This is a genomic window from Nocardia sp. CA-290969, from assembly GCF_050936135.1.
Taxonomy (GTDB): Bacteria; Actinomycetota; Actinomycetes; order Mycobacteriales; family Mycobacteriaceae; genus Nocardia.
This window is the reverse complement of sequence record NZ_JBNJNJ010000001.1, coordinates 2,688,631-2,703,636: the sequence shown is the minus strand read 5'-3', so window position 1 is coordinate 2,703,636 and position 15,006 is coordinate 2,688,631. Positions and strand designations below refer to the sequence as shown.

The 15,006-nt window shown below is 68.2% G+C and carries 13 protein-coding genes and 3 pseudogenes; 13 read left to right on the top strand and 3 right to left on the bottom strand.

Annotated features, from left to right (window positions below; genetic code table 11):
- Nucleotides 1–214: 214 nt before the first annotated feature.
- The 10 genes from ACQEVO_RS12540 to ACQEVO_RS12495 all read left to right on the top strand — a co-directional run bounded on the left by ACQEVO_RS12540 (nt 215) and on the right by ACQEVO_RS12495 (nt 9,987).
- Entirely contained in the window at nt 215–1,114 is a 900-nt protein-coding gene (locus ACQEVO_RS12540; protein ID WP_432912443.1) for an SDR family NAD(P)-dependent oxidoreductase, read from the top strand.
- Nucleotides 1,111–2,223 carry a TIGR03857 family LLM class F420-dependent oxidoreductase gene (locus ACQEVO_RS12535; protein WP_432912441.1) on the top strand — a complete coding sequence of 371 codons (1,113 nt, stop codon included), beginning with the start codon at nt 1,111–1,113 and terminating at the stop codon, nt 2,221–2,223. The genes ACQEVO_RS12540 and ACQEVO_RS12535 overlap by 4 nt, the downstream gene beginning before the upstream one ends.
- Complete coding sequence (locus tag ACQEVO_RS12530; protein ID WP_432912440.1) at nt 2,220–3,266, top strand: phosphotransferase; 1,047 nt, start codon at nt 2,220–2,222, stop codon at nt 3,264–3,266. Before ACQEVO_RS12535 ends, ACQEVO_RS12530 begins: the two co-directional genes overlap by 4 nt.
- Before the next feature lie 119 nt (nt 3,267–3,385).
- Nucleotides 3,386–3,949 carry a hypothetical protein gene (locus ACQEVO_RS12525; RefSeq protein WP_432912437.1) on the top strand — a complete coding sequence of 188 codons (564 nt, stop codon included), beginning with the start codon at nt 3,386–3,388 and terminating at the stop codon, nt 3,947–3,949.
- 114 nt (nt 3,950–4,063) lie between these two features.
- Complete coding sequence (locus ACQEVO_RS12520) at nt 4,064–5,224, top strand: LLM class flavin-dependent oxidoreductase (RefSeq protein ID WP_432912434.1); 1,161 nt, start codon at nt 4,064–4,066, stop codon at nt 5,222–5,224.
- A complete protein-coding gene (locus ACQEVO_RS12515) occupies nt 5,221–5,784 on the top strand; it encodes a MarR family winged helix-turn-helix transcriptional regulator (protein WP_432912431.1) in 564 nt (187 codons plus the stop codon). Before ACQEVO_RS12520 ends, ACQEVO_RS12515 begins: the two co-directional genes overlap by 4 nt.
- The gene (locus ACQEVO_RS12510) at nt 5,784–6,467 is read left to right on the top strand and encodes a CE1759 family FMN reductase (protein WP_432912429.1); all 684 of its coding nucleotides are present in this window, start codon (nt 5,784–5,786) and stop codon (nt 6,465–6,467) included. The genes ACQEVO_RS12515 and ACQEVO_RS12510 overlap by 1 nt, the downstream gene beginning before the upstream one ends.
- A 153-nt stretch (nt 6,468–6,620) precedes the next feature.
- Complete coding sequence (locus ACQEVO_RS12505) at nt 6,621–7,010, top strand: helix-turn-helix transcriptional regulator (protein WP_432922621.1); 390 nt, start codon at nt 6,621–6,623, stop codon at nt 7,008–7,010.
- Nucleotides 7,007–7,417, top strand: a complete 411-nt coding sequence (locus ACQEVO_RS12500) for a VOC family protein (protein ID WP_432912427.1) — start codon at nt 7,007–7,009, stop codon at nt 7,415–7,417. Before ACQEVO_RS12505 ends, ACQEVO_RS12500 begins: the two co-directional genes overlap by 4 nt.
- Before the next feature lie 179 nt (nt 7,418–7,596).
- Nucleotides 7,597–9,987 carry an ATP-binding cassette domain-containing protein gene (locus tag ACQEVO_RS12495; RefSeq protein ID WP_432912425.1) on the top strand — a complete coding sequence of 797 codons (2,391 nt, stop codon included), beginning with the start codon at nt 7,597–7,599 and terminating at the stop codon, nt 9,985–9,987.
- 66 nt (nt 9,988–10,053) lie between these two features.
- Here the strand turns inward: ACQEVO_RS12495 and ACQEVO_RS12490 are convergent, their stop codons facing one another.
- Together ACQEVO_RS12490 and ACQEVO_RS12485 are read right to left on the bottom strand one after the other, a co-directional pair.
- Nucleotides 10,054–11,646 (bottom strand): serine hydrolase, encoded by a 1,593-nt coding sequence (locus ACQEVO_RS12490; protein ID WP_432912423.1) that lies wholly within the window; start codon nt 11,644–11,646, stop codon nt 10,054–10,056.
- Between the two features lie 34 nt (nt 11,647–11,680).
- Nucleotides 11,681–12,013 carry a VOC family protein gene (locus tag ACQEVO_RS12485; RefSeq protein WP_432912421.1) on the bottom strand — a complete coding sequence of 111 codons (333 nt, stop codon included), beginning with the start codon at nt 12,011–12,013 and terminating at the stop codon, nt 11,681–11,683.
- A 170-nt stretch (nt 12,014–12,183) separates the two neighbouring features.
- Between ACQEVO_RS12485 and ACQEVO_RS12480 the strand changes: the two are divergent.
- Both ACQEVO_RS12480 and ACQEVO_RS12475 read left to right on the top strand, forming a co-directional pair.
- Nucleotides 12,184–12,774 (top strand): annotated as a pseudogene (locus ACQEVO_RS12480) (cation transporter); the annotation flags it as partial.
- 165 nt (nt 12,775–12,939) lie between these two features.
- Nucleotides 12,940–13,110, top strand: a pseudogene (locus ACQEVO_RS12475) (hypothetical protein); the annotation flags it as partial.
- Here the strand turns inward: ACQEVO_RS12475 and ACQEVO_RS12470 are convergent.
- The gene (locus ACQEVO_RS12470; protein WP_432912419.1) at nt 13,074–13,745 is read right to left on the bottom strand and encodes a TetR/AcrR family transcriptional regulator; all 672 of its coding nucleotides are present in this window, start codon (nt 13,743–13,745) and stop codon (nt 13,074–13,076) included. The pseudogene ACQEVO_RS12475 and the gene ACQEVO_RS12470 sit on opposite strands and share 37 nt — an antisense overlap.
- 89 nt (nt 13,746–13,834) lie before the next feature.
- Between ACQEVO_RS12470 and ACQEVO_RS12465 the strand changes: the two are divergent.
- Nucleotides 13,835–14,659, top strand: a pseudogene (locus ACQEVO_RS12465) (Gfo/Idh/MocA family protein); the annotation flags it as partial.
- Between the last annotated feature and the right edge of the window lie 347 nt (nt 14,660–15,006).

The following is a 15,006-nucleotide window of genomic DNA, read 5'->3' as shown; positions in this document are numbered from 1 at the left end:
GGAAATCCTTCCCCAGATTACTGTCCAGGATCTATGGTAGACACCTGTCCAGACAGTACTACGGGGTGTCTACCGCAGGCAAGGCGTACGACTCGGGGTAAGCCGACGATTCGCTGACGCGCCAACGCCGGAGTGCCATACTGTCCGGACACCTGTACGGAATAGTGTTCGGTCGCGATACGGGTCGCGGCCCCCGGGAAACGAGAGCAGGTCCATGAGCGGTCAGCAAACCCTATGGGGCCGCGGCGCGGTGGTCGTCGGTGCCACCAGCGGGATCGGTCACGCCGTCGCGCACGCCCTGGCCCGCAACGGCGCCGGAGTCGTCGTGAACGGCCGCAACGACGCCGCGGTCGAACGCACCGTCAACTCGATCACCCTCGCCGGGCAGCGCGCGACCGGGGTAGCGGGCAGTGCGGCCGACGAAGGGGTCGCGAACGCACTGATCGACACCTGTGTGCGCACCTTCGGCACCATCGACATCCTGGTCAACTGCGCCGGTATCGCCGAACCCGCCGAATCGTCCATCCTCGACGTCACCACCCGCGACTGGCGCGCCCTGCTCGACTCCCACCTCACCACCACCTTCAACACCTGCCGCGCCGCCGCCCCGAAAATGGTGGCGCAACGCCGCGGCAGCATCATCAACACCAGCTCCTTCGCCTACCTCGGCGACTACGGCGGCACCGGCTACGCCGCCGGAAAGGGCGCGGTCAACAGCCTCACCCTCGCCATCGCCGCCGAACTCGCCGAACACGAGGTCCGCGCCAACGTCGTCTGCCCCGGCGCGAAAACCCGGCTCTCCAGCGGTTTCGCCTACGAAGCGAAGATCATGGAGCTCTACCGCCGCGGGATGCTCGACGAAATCAGCAAGAACGCCGCCCTCGACGCCCCACCCGCCGAATACGTCGCCCAGCTCTACCTGTATCTCGCCGGGACGCAAGCGCGCGCGGTCACCGGTCAGATCTTCGTCGCCGCCGGCGGTTTCCTGGGCCGCTACGACCGGCCCACCCCCGCCATCCTCGGCTTCCGCGACCACAACGACACGCCACCGTGGACGCCGGACGAACTGCACCGGATGATCACGGGCAGCAAAGAACAGGCGGGCACGGCATGAGTGGGTCGGGCCCGGAGGCGGTAGCGCAGCGTGGTTCCTTCCCGGAACTCGGCTGTTACGGCCTGGCGGGCCACGCCACCGACCCGCACGCGCTGCTCGACGAGGCGCGTACCGCGGACCAACTCGGTCTCGGCACCCTGTTCCTGTCGGAACGCTTCAACACCAAAGAAGCGTTCACCCTCGCTGCCGCGGCGGGTGCGGTGACCACCGGCCTGCGCATCTGCACCGCCGCCACCAATCACAACACCCGCCACCCGCTGGTCACCGCGGCCGGGGCGGTCACCCTGCATCGTCTCACCCGCGGCCGCTACAGCCTCGGCCTCGGCCGCGGGTTCGACGCGCTGTTCGACGTGATCGGCCTCCCGCGGATCACCTCCGCTCAGATCCGTGACGCCGTCGATCTCTACCGCCGCCTGTGGCGTGGTGAGACCGTACTCGGTCACGACGGACCCGCCGGAAAATACCCTCTGCTGCAACTCGATCCGGCCTACGACGAGAAAATCCCGGTCACGCTCACCGCGATCGGCCCCAACACCCTGCGCCTGGCCGGTGAGATCGCGGACTCGGTGGTGCTGCACACCTTCTTCACCGACGACACCACCGCCCGCGCGGTACAAGCCATCCGCGCCGCCGCCGAAGCCGCGGGCCGTGACCCGCACAGTGTGCGGATCCATTCGGTGCTGGCCGTGGTGGACGACTCCCAGGGCGAAACCGCGCGCCTGCGCAAACTCGTCGGCCGCCTCGGCACCTACCTGCAGGGCTACGGCGACATCCTGGTCCGCGTCAACGGCTGGGACCCGCAAGTGCTCACCGATTTCCGTGCCCACCCCCTGGTCACCGGCGCCGGTGGCGCGCTCGACGCGGTGGCCGGCCCGGAGACCCTCGCCGCCGTAGAGGAACTCCTGCCCGCCGAATGGCTGGCCGCCTCGGCCACCGGCACCGCCGCCCGGTGCGCGGCCCGGATCGCCGACCAATTCCGGGCCGGTGCCGACGGGGTCATCCTGCACGGCAACACGCCCACCGAACTGATACCGGTGCTCGACGCCTGGCGCGATCGCCGGGAACCGGCGGATTCGCAACGCCCGCCCCGCCGATCCGTGGAGAAATGATGCCGATCCCGCTCACCGCCGCCGAACTCACCCCCGAATGGCTCACCGCCGCCCTCGGTGCCGCCGTCGATACGGTCGCCGCCGAGCCGGTCGGGACCGGCCAGATCGGTTCGGTGTTCCGGCTGCGGCTCACCGGCGACGGCGTCCCGGAACGCCTGCTGGCCAAACTTCCGGCCGCCGACCCCGGCACCCGGGAAATGCTCGCCGGCGCCTACCGGCAGGAAGTCCGGTTCTACACCGAGCTCGCCGCGACGGTCGCGGTGCGCACTCCCCGCTGCCACTACGCCGAAATCCACGGATCCGGCAGTGAATTCGTGCTGCTGCTGGAAGACCTCGCACCGGCGAGCCAAGGCGACCAGATCGCCGGATGCACGGTCGCGCACGCCCACCAGGCCGTCGCGAACCTCGCCGGCCTGCACGCACCCCGCTGGTGCGACCAGGCGCTACTGGATATCGAAGGGTTCAGCCGCAACGGCCCCGAGGAAGCCGCGACGCTGGGTGAACTCTACGGACCCACCACCGATCTCTTCCTCGACCGCCTCGGCGACCGGCTCACCCCCGAAGACCGCGACACCGTGCGCGCCTGCGGTGAGATCATCGCCGGCTGGCTGATCGCCCGGCCCGAACGATTCGGCCTCGTCCACGGCGACTACCGCCTGGACAACCTGCTGTTCGGCCCGGGGGACCCGGCGGTGGTCACCGCGGTCGACTGGCAGACGGTGAACCTCGGGCTCCCCGCCCGCGACCTCGCCTACTTCGTCACGACCAGTCTCGACCCCGAGCCGCGCCGAGCGGCGGAAGGCGACCTCATCGCCACCTACCATCGGCGGCTGACCGAACTCGGGGTCACCGGCTACTCCCTGGACGCCTGCCGGCAGGACTACCGGTTCGCCGCCCTGCAGGGCCCACTGGTCGCGGTGTTCGGCGCCGCCTACGGCACACCCAGCGAACGGGGCGACGCCATGTTCGCCACCATGATCCGCCGCAGCTGCGCCGCCATCCGCGACCTGGACTCGCTCACCGCCGAGCCCGCGCCGCTGTAGCCGCCGGCTGCCCCACCCCCGCACCGGTGCGCAGCGGGCCACCGGTAGTGTCGAAAACTCCGTAATACCACGATGTTTCGAAGAACCGGCGCCGCGGCGCCGGAAGGGGAGGGAATTCCGTGCATCCTCAGCAACAGCCGATGTATCCGGGGCGCACCGCCGCCGAACCGATCGAGGTCACCTTCGTCTCCGACAGATCCACCTCCGGTGCGCTCAGCCGGGTGACGGCCGTGATGACGTGGCGGCTGCGGGCAACATGGATCATGGTGACGGTCCTTCCGGTGATCCTGCTGATCGGCGGAATCATCCGGTTGCTGGCCGGCGGCTCGGACACCGATATCGATATTCTGGAGATCTTCGGCGCGTTCTTCGTCGTCCTGGCGTTCGAACTGGCAGTGCTGGCGCTGGTCACCGTGTGGACGATGATCCGCGGTAACGCCAACGTCCGCCGCTTCGCCCGGCCCGGCACACAGATGTGGGCGCGATACACCCATAACGCCCTGCACCTGCGGCTGCCGCAGACCACGGATATCCACCTGCCCTATTCGGCGATCACCCACGCGGACGTGTTCCGGAAGGTCGTCTATCTGCGGATGAGCAACGGCAAGGGTTTGCCGTTGCCGCGGGGTCTGGCCCCGAAGGCCGCGCTGGCCTTGATGCGGGACGGCGGAGTGCGTACCTGACCTCCGGTCCATCGGGCTCCGGCGCCCCCGGTGGACGGGCGCCGGAATAACCCGGCAGACCCCTCGGTTCAAGTAGATGCAAATGCATAGAAACTAGGTTGGGAGTGTCCTCGGATGCAGTTCGGAATCTTCTCGGTCAGCGATATCACCCGCGACCCCGTCACCGGCGTGACCCCCAGCGAGGCCGAGCGAATCGACGCGATCGTGCAGATCGCGAAGAAAACCGAAGAGGTCGGGCTCGATGTGTTCGCCATCGGCGAGCATCACAACCCGCCGTTCTTCTCGTCTTCGCCGACGACCCTGCTCGCCCATATCGCCGCGCTCACCGAACGGTTGATCGTCACCACGGCAACCACGCTGATCACCACCAACGACCCGGTGAAGATCGCGGAGGACTACGCGATGCTGCAGCATCTGGCCAAGGGACGGATGGATCTCATGCTGGGTCGCGGCAACACCGGACCGGTGTACCCGTGGTTCGGCAAGGACATCCGCGCCGGCCTGCCACTGGCCCTGGAGAACTACAACCTGCTGCACCGGCTGTGGCGTGAGGACGTTGTGGACTGGGAAGGCAACTACCGCACCCCGCTGCAGGGTTTCACCGCGACCCCGCGCCCCCTCGACGGTGTGCCGCCGTTCGTGTGGCACGGTTCCATCCGCACCCCGGAGATCGCCGAACAGGCCGCCTACTACGGCAACGGGTTCTTCGCCAACCACATCTTCTGGCCGACCGTACATTCGCTGCAGCTCATCGAGTTCTACCGGCAGCGGTTCGAGCACTACGGCCACGGCACCAAGAAACAAGCGATCGTCGGTCTCGGCGGACAGGCCTATATCGCGAAGAAATCCCAGGACGCCTGGACCGAATTCCGGCCCTACTTCAACGAGGCACCCGTCTACGGCCACGGCCCCTCGCTGGAGGATTTCGCCGAAATGACCCCGCTGTCGGTCGGCAGCCCGCAGGAGATCATCGATAAAACCCTCACCTTCCACGACACCTTCGGCGACTACCAGCGCCAGCTGTGGCTGATGGACCACGCCGGCCTGCCTCTGAAAACGGTGCTGAACCAGCTCGACCTGCTCGGCGGGGAAGTGGTCCCGGTGCTGCGCAAGGAACTGGCAGCCCGCCGCGACCCCGCATCGGCGCCCGCCCCCACCCACCAGGCGCGGGTCACCGCCGAATACGGCGACGCCACCCCCCGGCAGGCCCGGCCCAACGCCAACCAGGGCGACAACCTCGCCGGCGCCAGCCCCTATATGGATGCCACGGTATGAGCGGGTCAGGCCCGGACGAGGTAGCCCAGCGTGACCCCGCAGGGCCCCCGCTCATACCCGGTGAGCAGAGCATGAGCGGGCCGGGCCCCGAGGAGGTAGCGCGGCGGCGCGGCGGCCGAACCGGCAGCCGCCTGGCGAACGACGCCTGGGAGGCGCTGCTCACCGCGCACGCCGCGCTGATGAAACAGTTCGCCGCCGAAGACGTCTGGCACGGGCTGACCATGCGCGAATACGACGTCCTCTACACGCTGTCGAAATGCCCGGAACCGATCCGGCCCGCCGAACTGAACCGGCACGTCCTGCTCACCCAGCCGGCGCTGTCGCGGATGGTGGACCGGCTCGTCGACCGCGGTTTCGTGCAGCGCACCCGCGATCCGCACGACGGCCGCGGGGTCCGGCTCTCCCTCACCGCCGAGGGCCGGGCCCGGCAGCGCCGGGTGGGCGGTCGCCACGCCGTCGGCGTCGCGCGGGCCCTGACCGGCGCACTCACCGACGACGAACTGCGCGCCCTCGAAGACCTCTGCGGAAAACTCGCCGACACCACGAACAGGAAACAGTGATGAACACGAACGGACAGGCCCGCAACCCCTACCGGCTCGTCGTGGTCAGCGGCGGAACCAGCAACCCGTCGTCGACCCGGATGCTCGCCGACCGTATCTCCGCCCGCGTCGGCGCTGTCGCCGGCCGCCGCGGCGCACCGGTCACCGTCACCGTGATCGATCTGCGCGAACTGGCCACCGAAATCACCACCGCGCTGGTATCCCAGCTGATGGGCCCGAAGATGACCGCGGCGATCGACACCCTGGCGGCCGCCGACGGACTGGTCGTCGCGGCACCGGTCTACAAGGCCGCCCCCAGCGGGTTGCTCACCTCCTTCTTCCACGTGCTCGACAACGACCTGCTCATCGCCAAACCGGTGATCCTGGCCGCCACCGCCGGCACCTCCCGGCACGCCCTCGTCGTCGACGAACAGATGCGCGCACTGTTCGCCTTCCTGCGCACCATGACCGTGCCGACCTCGCTGTTCGCGGCGTCGGAGGACTGGAACGACACCGATCTGAACAAACGGATCGACCGGGCCGCGCTCGAACTGGTGCTGCTCATGGAAAGCGGATTCGCGCACAAGGTGAAGGACGAATCCTGGGACAGCTACCAACACACCTTCGGCAGCGCGGGCGGCAGCGAAACCGGTATCGACCTCGACACCGATCTGATGCGGCTGGCCGCCGGCGGCGGGAAGTAGCCGGGCACACCGGTCGCGTGGCGGGCGCCGGTGACCGGCCACGGGGCCTGGGCAGCGAGGCGTCCGATATGGCACGATTCCCCCGTGACCAGCACACCGGCCGCCGACCCGAAACTGCGCGACCTCGCGCTGCTGCGTCGCGTCCGCGACCGGATGGACCGTGAATACGCTCAGCCCCTCGATGTCGAAGCGCTCGCCCGCGGAGTGAACATGTCCGCCGGTCACCTCAGCCGCCGGTTCCGGCTCGCCTACGGCGAATCACCGTACGGCTACCTGATGACGCGGCGGATCGAACGCGCCAAGGCCCTGCTGCGGCGCGGGGACATGACCGTCACCGAGGTGTGCTTCGCCGTCGGCTGCTCCTCTCTGGGCACCTTCAGCACCCGCTTCGCCGAACTGGTCGGCGTACCGCCCAGTGTCTACCGGCAGCAGGCGGCCGGGGAGGTGGCCGGGATGCCGAGTTGTGTCGCCAAACAGGTGACCAGACCGATCAGGAATCGAGAAGCGCAGGTCACCGCGGCGCGGCTAGCGTCGTCGTCATGACACTCACCATCCACTCCAGCTACCTGCCGCACGACGATCCGGACGCGGCGCTGGCCTTCTACCGCGACCTTCTCGGTTTCGAGGTGCGCAAGGATGTGGGCTACGAGGGGTTGCGCTGGATCACCGTCGGCCCCGTCGGTCAGCCCGGCACCTCCATCGTGCTCACCCCGCCGGCCGTCGACCCCGGTATCACCGACGACGAACGCCGCGTTGTCACCGAGATGATGGCCAAGGGCACCTACGCCGGGATCAATCTGGCCGCCGAGGACCTCGACGGCACCTTCGATCGGCTGCAGGGCGCCGATGTCGAGATCATCCAGGAACCCACCGATCAGCCGTACGGTATCCGTGACTGCGCCGTCCGCGACCCCGCCGGCAATATGATCCGCATCCAGCAGGCCGGCTGAGCGACCGCCCACACATCGGATGTAGCGCCCCGCGCACGATCCTCGATATCCGGCCGGACGGCCCCGTCGTCCGGCCGATCCGGCCGCACACCCCGCGGTGACGAAACCTGTCACCGCGCTCTGGTTGGATCGATCGGATGACGGCGGGCGGGGCGGACCGAACCACAGAGGGAGACCAGATGAGCACTGCCACGAGAACCGGCACCCGATCGGCGCAGCCGCACGTCGCCGACACCCACGACCTGATCCGGGTCTACGGGGCGCGGGAGAACAATCTGAAAGACATCAGCGTCGAAATCCCGAAACGCCGGCTCACCGTGTTCACCGGAGTCTCCGGTTCCGGGAAGAGCTCCCTGGTCTTCAGCACCATCGCCGCCGAATCGCAGCGGCTGATCAACGAAACCTACAGCGCGTTCATCCAGGGTTTCATGCCCAACCAGGCGCGCCCCGATGTCGATGTCCTCGACGGGCTCACCACCGCCATCATCGTCGACCAGGAACGGATGGGTTCGGACCCCCGCTCCACCGTCGGCACCGCCACCGACGCCAACGCGATGCTGCGCATCCTGTTCAGCCGGCTCGGCACCCCGCATATCGGCTCCCCGCAGGCGTTCTCCTTCAACGTCGCCTCCCTCAGCGGCGCCGGCGCCGTCACCGTGGAGAAGGGCGGGCAGACCGTCCGCGAACGCCGCAGCTTCAGTATCACCGGCGGGATGTGCCCGCGCTGCGAAGGCCGCGGATCGGTCTCCGATTTCGACCTCACCGCCCTCTACGACGAGAACCTGTCCCTCAACGAAGGCGCCTTCACCATCCCCGGCTACAGCATGGACGGCTGGTACGGGCGGATCTTCCGCGGCTGCGGCTTCTTCGACCCGGACAAACCGATCAAGAAGTTCACCAAGAAACAACTGAACGACCTGCTGTACAAAGAACCCACCAAGATCAAGGTCGAAGGCGTCAACGTCACCTACGAGGGCCTGATCCCGCGGATCCAGAAATCGTTCCTGTCCAAGGACCGCGAAGCCATGCAACCGCATATCCGCGCGTTCGTGGACAAAGCGATCACCTTCGACACCTGCCCCGACTGCGGCGGCACCCGGCTCAGTGCGCAAGCCCGCTCATCCAAGATCAAGGGCATCAGCATCGCCGACTGTTGCGCCATGCAGATCAGTGACCTCGCCGCCTGGGTGCGCGACCTCGACGAACCCTCGGTGGCGCCGCTGCTCACCGCGCTCGGGCAAACCCTCGACTCGTTCGTCGACATCGGGCTCGGCTACCTCTCCCTGGACCGGCCCGCCGGTACCCTCTCCGGCGGCGAAGCCCAGCGCACCAAGATGATCCGGCACCTCGGCTCCTCGCTCACCGATGTCACCTATGTGTTCGACGAACCCACCATCGGGCTGCACCCGCACGATATCCAGCGCATGAACGAACTACTGCTGCAGCTGCGCGACAAAGGCAACACGGTGCTGGTCGTCGAACACAAACCCGAAGTGATGGCCATCGCCGACCACATCATCGACCTCGGACCCCACGCCGGCACCGACGGCGGGCAGGTCATGTACGAAGGCAGTATCGACGGCCTGCGCGGCAGCGACACCCTCACCGGACGCCACCTCGACGACCGCGCCACCCTCAAACCGTCGGTCCGCACACCCAGCGGGGCGCTGCAGGTCCGCGGCGCCGACTCGCACAACCTGCGCGATGTCGACGTCGATATCCCGCTCGGTGTGCTGGTGGTGCTTACCGGCGTCGCCGGATCCGGTAAGAGCTCGCTGATCGACTGCGCGGTCGCCCACCACGACGATGTCGCGATGGTCGACCAAACCCCCATCAAAGGGTCCCGGCGCAGCAACCCCGCCACCTACACCGGCCTGCTCGACCCCATCCGTAAGGCGTTCGCGAAGGCCAACGGCGTGAAACCCGCCCTGTTCAGCTCCAACTCCGAAGGCGCCTGCCCCGCCTGCAACGGCGCCGGCGTCATCTACACCGATCTCGGTGTGATGGCCACCGTCGAATCACCCTGCGAGGAATGCGAAGGCCGGCGATTCCAGGCCGAGGTGCTGGAATACACCTTCGGCGGCCGCAATATCGCCGAAGTGTTCGAGATGTCGGTCGCCGAAGCCGAGGAATTCTTCGGTGCCGGCGACGCCCGCATTCCCGCCGCCCACAAAATCCTCGGCCACCTCGTCGATGTCGGGCTCGGCTACATCAAAGTTGGACAGCCCCTCACCACCCTCTCCGGCGGTGAACGGCAACGCCTGAAACTGGCCACCCGGATGGGCGAAAAAGGCGGCATCTACGTTCTCGACGAACCCACCACCGGCCTGCACCTCGCCGATGTGGAGAACCTCCTGGGCCTGCTGGACCGGCTCGTGGACGCCGGGAAATCGGTGATCGTCATCGAACACCACCAGGCGGTCATGGCGCACGCCGACTGGATCATCGACCTCGGCCCCGGCGCCGGCCACGACGGCGGCACCATCGTCTTCGAAGGCACCCCCGCCGACCTGGTCGCGGGCCGCTCCACCCTCACCGGACAGCACTTGGCGGATTACGTCGAAAGCTGAGCCGCGACGGCGGCCCCCTCACCCGGCCCGGGAGAGGGGGCCGTGCCGGCAGCAACCGGGCGCCGGCTAGCGCACGAACGTGCCGCAGCCGTCGGCGTCGTAGAACTCCAGCCACAACCGGTCACCGTCGAAACGCGCCTGCGACACCGTCCCCGGGTTCGCCGCCTCCCCGGACGGCATGAACACGAACGTATCCCCGTCCCAATGCTGTAGCGGCACGGTCACCTTCCCCGGCCCCAAGGTCAGCAGCAACCGCTCACCCTCCACCGCGACCTCCGCCGGACCGAAATACTCGTTCCCGTACACACCCGCGTAACCGTCCAGCGGGCCCGCGGGCGCGGGAGCAGGCGGCGGGGTCTTGCCCACCAGTTCACCGGTCGGCGCCTCGATCCCCGCGAACGCCTCGCGGTACAGCCCCCACCAGTCCTGGCGGATCTCCCCGAACTGCACCAGATCCGCGAACTCGGCATTCAACGTCTCCGGGACACCGATCGGCGCCGCGTTCGTGAGTGTCACGATCCCCACATCCGCCGACGGAATCAGTGTGAGTGCCGTCGCGGCGCCTGCGTTGAACGCCCCGGAGTGACTCAACACCACCCGGCCCGCCGCCGACGTTCCCACATTGAACCCGAACCCGTACGCCCCCGACCGCGCATCCGGCGCTGTCGGCGGCGACGATACGGCCTGCGGCGACACCGCCGGCAGCAGCGCCTCCGGCGCCACCACCGGACGACCCTCGAACGTGCCGTCGCCGAGCATCATCGTCATCCACCGGGCCATATCCGCCACCGAGGAACTGACCCCACCCGCCGGAGATTGTGCGTCCGGTTGCCGCGCGGGCTCGGCGCGGCGATAGGAGTCGTCCACCCGCACATGTCCCACCGCACGATCCGGGGCCGCAACGAAATCGGCATACCGGGAACTGGTCGCCCCCATCCCCAGCGGCTCGTAGATCTCCCGCTTCGAAAGATCGGCCCAATCCAGGCGCGCCGCCTCCGCAACCGCCGTCGCCGCCGCCGTCAACCCGAAATTCGTGTACTCGTAGGAATCCCGGAACGGCCCCAACGGCAGCAGCCGCAAACGGTGCAGCACCGCGGCCCGGTCGAACCCCAGATCCTCCAGCATGTCCCCGGCATGATCGGGCAACCCGGAACGATGCGCGTACAGGTCACCGACGGTCACGGCGTCGCTGACATAGGGGTCCCGCAACGCGAACCAGGGGGCGAGCTGCCGCACCGGCGTATCCCAGCCGACCGCGCCGGCAGCGACCTGCCGCGCCACCACGGTCGCGCCCACCGGCTTGGACAGCGACGCCAGCTGGAACACCGTGTTCGCATCGACCGCCTGTTCGGTGCCCACCTCCCGAACCCCGAACCCCTCGCTGAACACGACCTCCCCGTTGTGCACGACCGCGACCGCCATCCCGGGGATACCGGAAACATCCATCAGCTCCCGGGCCCGCTGCTCGACGCGGCCCAGAATATGTTCGACCCGCCCATCCGGGATATCCACACCGGCCGCCCGATCGGGCTGCACCGCCGTATCGGTCGGTGACACCGGCGCACCCCCCGGTACCGGTTCCTCGATCCCGCACCCCGCCAGCAATCCCGCGACCGTCACCGCCGCGGCACCGACAACCGTCCACCGCCGTCTGCGCATACCCACCTCCGCTCCCGACGCCGCGGCGAGGCGGCTATTTCCCCCGCAGACCGATCGGGTTGCCGTCGGAATCCCGCAGCACGCACACCCGCACCCCGGGCGCTACCTCACGCGGCGCCGAACCTTCGGTGGCGCCCGCCGCCAGCAGCGCCGCGCGCACGGCGTCGACATCCTCGACATCGGAATAGGCCACCGGCCCCTCCGCAACATCCCCGTGCGGATTGAGCCCCACCTCGAAACCGTCGACGGAATAGCCGACGTAATACGCCTCATCGGTGTGCGGGGCACCGAGCAACGCCGTGTAGATCGCTTTCGCGGACCCCAGATCGGAGACCGGGACCACCACACTGCGAATCGTGGGACTCATCTGTTCTTCCTCTCGATGCGGCGGCCGCACCCGTCACCGTGGGTGACGGGTATCCAGCACAGGTTTGACCGCGGTGGACGAAAGATATGAGCTGCCAGGCCAGCGTACCCAGCAGCACCGTTCGCGCCGGGCCGCGGCGGTGAGCATGTCGCGGCGCAGAACGACATCGCGCTGTCGTTGCCGAAGGCGTCCGGGTGTCCTCGACGGCGTTGATCGGGTTCGGCCTGGACTCGGTGATCGAGGTGTCCTCCGCGGCCGCGGTCGCCTGGCAGTTCGCCGGCCGCGACCCAGGGAAACGGGAGAAGATCGCGCTGCGGATCATCGCGTTCTCCTTCTTCGCCCTCGCTCTCTACGTGACTGTCGACTCGATCCGGGCGTTGTTCGGGCTGGGTGAAGCCCAGCATTCGCCGGTCGGGATCGGGCTGGCCACGGCGAGCCTGGTGATCATGCCGGTGCTGTCGTGGGCCCAGCGTCGCGCCGGACGGGAACTCGGGTCGGCTTCCGCGGTGGCCGATTCGAAACAGACCTTGCTGTGCACCTACCTCTCGGCGGTACTGCTGGTGGGGCTCCTGCTCAACAGCCTGTTCGGCCGGTCGTGGGCCGACCCGATCGCCGCCCTGGTCATCGCCGCCGTCGCCGTGCGCGAAGGCCGCAACGCCTGGCACGGCGACACCTGCTGTCCCGCACCGACCGCCCTGACCGCCACCGGCAGCGGCCCGTCCTGCGACTGCTGCGATCACCCCGCCGGAGAGGAGTGCTGATGCCCCGGCTTCCCGAACCCGCCCGCGTCGGCTACCGCCAGGAGATGACCGCGGCGCGGGCGTCAACCTCGGCACCCTGGCCGCCCTGACGGCCGGCACCGTCCTTCTCTGGCGCAACCGGCGAGCCGGAACCGCCTGATCAGGCCGCTGCCCGTTCAGGCGGCGATGCGCCGGTCCGCGCGCCGGATCGACGACGAGGTGCTGGCCCACATCTCCCCGGCGCACAGCGAGAACATCAACTTCTTCGGCTCCATCGGCGTGGATATCGCGGGCGAGCTCGCGCAGCTCGGCTCCACCGGCTACCGGCCGCTGCGCTCGGCCGACACGCTCTTCTGATGCAACCCGCCGGCGACGACGGGTGGACGGGAACTCTCCGTTGCCGGGCGGAGGCCGTCGAGGATGATGCGCAGGTTTCGGCGCCATTGGTCGGGTCTCGGTTCGAGACCGATGGTGTGGTCGGCGGGTATCGCGGTGGCGAGCACGAAGGGGATATCACGCCAGTCGAGGTCATCGCGGATGACATGGGTACGTTGCGCCCGCTGGACGAGCTGATGCACCGCCTGCTGGAGACGGGTGATGCGCAGCTCCAGATCGAGACGGCCGCCATGACCGGACAGCGCCTCGTGCAGACCACAACTAGACGCTCGTAGCTGTACATATGTCTCGGCGAACTCGACGAAGCCCTGCCACGCGTCGGGGTCGTCGAGCGCACGTCGTGCTCGATCGGTCATCTCATCGATGGTGTCTGTGAGAATGGCGGCGAGAAGTGCGTCCAGCGACGGAATCCGCCGATACAGCGTGCCCAGGCCCACCCCCGCGCGTTGCGCGATGTCGCGGGTTGTGATGGCAAGCCCCTGTTCGTTGATCGCTTGGCGTGTCGCGGTGACCAGCCGCTCGACGTTGCGCCGCGCGTCCGCGCGCGGGCGGGTTTCGCCCCGTGCGAGCAGCGCATCCACTGCGGAGTCGTGCATGCCCAGAGTCTAGCCAACCGGGTCAACCAGTTCCGCTTCTGATATCGTCTGAAACCGGAACAGTTTGACCCGCTTATGGAGGTGTGGGAATGGTCAGGCCGATCGGCGTCGGCGTCCTCGGAGCGAACCCGGACCGGGGATGGGCAGCGCGTGCGCACATTCCTGCGATCGTCGCACTGCCCGAGTTCGCACTTACCGCGGTGGCTACCACCCGCGAAGACAGCGCGGAAGCCGCGCGTGCACGATTCGGCGCGCGACATGCGTTCACCGACGCCCGCAGCCTTGCCACGCATCCCGACGTCGACCTCGTGGTCGTCACCGTGAAGGTGCCCACGCACGTTGAGTTGGTCACCACCGCGCTCGACGCCGGCAAACACGTGTACTGCGAATGGCCGCTGGCCACGACGGCGGCCGAAGCCGCCGCGCTGGCCGCCGACGCAGAGAGGGCGGGTGTTGATGGCACAGTCGGCTTGCAGGCACGGTTCTCGCCGGCCGTTCGTCGAGCGCGAGCGATGATCGCGGACGGACGCCTGGGTACTGTGCAGTCCGCGACCGTCTACAGCTCCCGCAGCAAGGGAAATACGCGCGACGTTCCCGCCTGGACGGCCTACACCTACGACCACCGAAACGGCGCCGGACTGGTCGAGGTTCTCGGTGGACACGCCCTCGACCTCGTGCAGCACCTGCTCGGACCAATCCGCGACCTTGCCATCCGACCGGCCATCCGAACCGGCGAGCACCGGGTAGCCGAAACGGGCGAGCCGATCACCGTCACCGCGCCCGACCATTTCCTCGCCCACGCCGAACTCGACAGCGGCGCCATCGTTTCTATCCACCTGCACGACGGCGACATAGCCGCGCCCAGGACGCGCATCGAGATCGCCGGCACTGAATCAAACCTCGCACTGGCCTCCGCGCCCGAAACCAACCCGGGGGCCGCGCAACTACAGATCGGCCAACTCGATCTCTATGAATCCCGGCCTGAGCGGCCAGAGTGGACACCCGTCCCAGTAGGTGCGGACGGTGCCAGCGCACTGCCGAGAGAAGCGGCCAACCCACCAACCCTGCGATCGAAGCGGCTACCTGACCGACGTAACCAGTCGATCGGATCACCGCTGTCAGGCCATATCCGCCCGAAATTTCCCAAGTACCACGGCGACCCCAGAGGCGTCGAAGCCGCGCCCGGCCGCAAGAGAAGGTGGCGAAGCTCGGGGTTCGCGCCACAGAAGCCTTCCACCCCAGCCCATTTCGTCAGAGTGAC

Coding starts and splice junctions, on each gene's coding strand:
- ACQEVO_RS12540 (WP_432912443.1), top strand. CDS start 215: ATGAGCGGTCAGCAAACCCTATGGGGCCGCGGCGCGGTGGTCGTCGGT.
- ACQEVO_RS12535 (WP_432912441.1), top strand. CDS start 1,111: ATGAGTGGGTCGGGCCCGGAGGCGGTAGCGCAGCGTGGTTCCTTCCCG.
- ACQEVO_RS12530 (WP_432912440.1), top strand. CDS start 2,220: ATGATGCCGATCCCGCTCACCGCCGCCGAACTCACCCCCGAATGGCTC.
- ACQEVO_RS12520 (WP_432912434.1), top strand. CDS start 4,064: ATGCAGTTCGGAATCTTCTCGGTCAGCGATATCACCCGCGACCCCGTC.
- ACQEVO_RS12515 (WP_432912431.1), top strand. CDS start 5,221: ATGAGCGGGTCAGGCCCGGACGAGGTAGCCCAGCGTGACCCCGCAGGG.
- ACQEVO_RS12510 (WP_432912429.1), top strand. CDS start 5,784: ATGAACACGAACGGACAGGCCCGCAACCCCTACCGGCTCGTCGTGGTC.
- ACQEVO_RS12505 (WP_432922621.1), top strand. CDS start 6,621: ATGGACCGTGAATACGCTCAGCCCCTCGATGTCGAAGCGCTCGCCCGC.
- ACQEVO_RS12500 (WP_432912427.1), top strand. CDS start 7,007: ATGACACTCACCATCCACTCCAGCTACCTGCCGCACGACGATCCGGAC.
- ACQEVO_RS12495 (WP_432912425.1), top strand. CDS start 7,597: ATGAGCACTGCCACGAGAACCGGCACCCGATCGGCGCAGCCGCACGTC.
- ACQEVO_RS12490 (WP_432912423.1), bottom strand. CDS start 11,646: ATGCGCAGACGGCGGTGGACGGTTGTCGGTGCCGCGGCGGTGACGGTC.
- ACQEVO_RS12485 (WP_432912421.1), bottom strand. CDS start 12,013: ATGAGTCCCACGATTCGCAGTGTGGTGGTCCCGGTCTCCGATCTGGGG.
- ACQEVO_RS12470 (WP_432912419.1), bottom strand. CDS start 13,745: ATGCACGACTCCGCAGTGGATGCGCTGCTCGCACGGGGCGAAACCCGC.